Annotated in this window: 1 protein-coding gene; it reads right to left on the reverse strand. The window is 61.8% G+C overall.

Annotated features, from left to right (window positions below):
* Window positions 1-64: 64 nt before the first annotated feature.
* Window positions 65-1195, reverse strand: coding sequence for an IS481 family transposase (locus FFS21_RS31870; protein ID WP_137928650.1), 1131 nt, complete (start codon window positions 1193-1195; stop codon window positions 65-67).
* Window positions 1196-1283: the final 88 nt, after the last annotated feature.

Here is a 1283-nt window from a genome sequence, read left to right on the forward strand (position 1 = left end):
TGTACAGACCGGAGACATGGGTAACAGGTGTTCGGAGACATGGGTAACACGTGATCTGCGCGTATCACAGTACGCGCAGGTCGAGTTCCCCTATCTCAAACCGGCTGAACCAGATGCCGAAGCAGCCGTCCTCCTTCTTTGGGCGTAGCGCGATGCGCTGTCCGATGAAAGCCTTGCCAATCTTCACGCGTCGTCTCCGCACTTCTATCCGCGCGTTGCTGCCCACTTTATAGACCAGGTCCGTCGACAGGTACTCCACTTCCGGCAGCGATTTGGGATAGGCGATGGTGCTGGCACGGTAGTGCTCGAGCGGCACCTCCATCTTCAGCGCCTCGTGCGGGCGCTGGCCGTTGTAGCGTTCGCGATAGTGATCAAATGCACGCTGGGCTTGCGCGTTATCGACAAAGCAGCGGTCCTGCAATAGCTCGACCTTGAGCGTGCGATGAAAGCGCTCGTCCTTGCCCTGTGTCTGAGGATGATATGGGCGCGAATGACTGACGGCGATGCCCAAGCGCATCAGCCACACCGTCAGCGCCGTATAGCCCAAGCCGTCCGCACCTCCGCCCCAGGGCGGTCCGTTGTCCATGGTCATGCGCTGTGGCAACCCATAGCGCTGGAACGTCGCGATCAGTCTTGGCTGGACCGTTTCGCCGCGCTCATCGTCACACGCAGCCAGGCACAGGCTAAAGCGCGAATGGTCATCGAGTACCGTCAGCGGATGGCAGTGCCCGTGGCGGTTGGGCACATGGCCTTTGAAGTCCATCTGCCACAGGTCGTTGGGCTGCGCATGCTCGAAGCGCCGGAACGGCGCCTGCGCAGCGGCCATGCCTTCGCCCAGTCGGCCGTGGCGACGCAAAATCTCGTGAACGGTACTGGGCGCCGGCACCCAGGCCGTGCCCTCGTTGCGCAGCAATCGCGCCAGCTTGCGAGCGCCCCAATAGGGGTTCTCGTCGCGCAGCACAACGATCCGCTGCTCGATGTCCTCGTCGGTCCTGGCGGGACTCAGTTCCGGCCGACGGCTCTGGTCGGCGAGCCCATCCGGGCCTTGCCCGTCATACCGCTGCAGCCACTTGTACAGCGTCTTGGGCGAGATGCCGTAGCGCCTGGCCAACTCGCGACGATTCGCTCCCGGCTGGCTGGCCAGCACCATTAATTCCCTGCGTTGATCCATGAGTGACACTTCCTTCCACGGCATGGCAGGTCTCCCAAAAGACACTGCCAGCCAGTCTAGATGTGTTACCCATGTCTCCGAACAGGTGTTACCTATGTGTCCGGGCTATACA

This window comes from Cupriavidus sp. 2SB, assembly GCF_005503625.1.
Taxonomy (GTDB): domain Bacteria; phylum Pseudomonadota; class Gammaproteobacteria; order Burkholderiales; family Burkholderiaceae; genus Cupriavidus.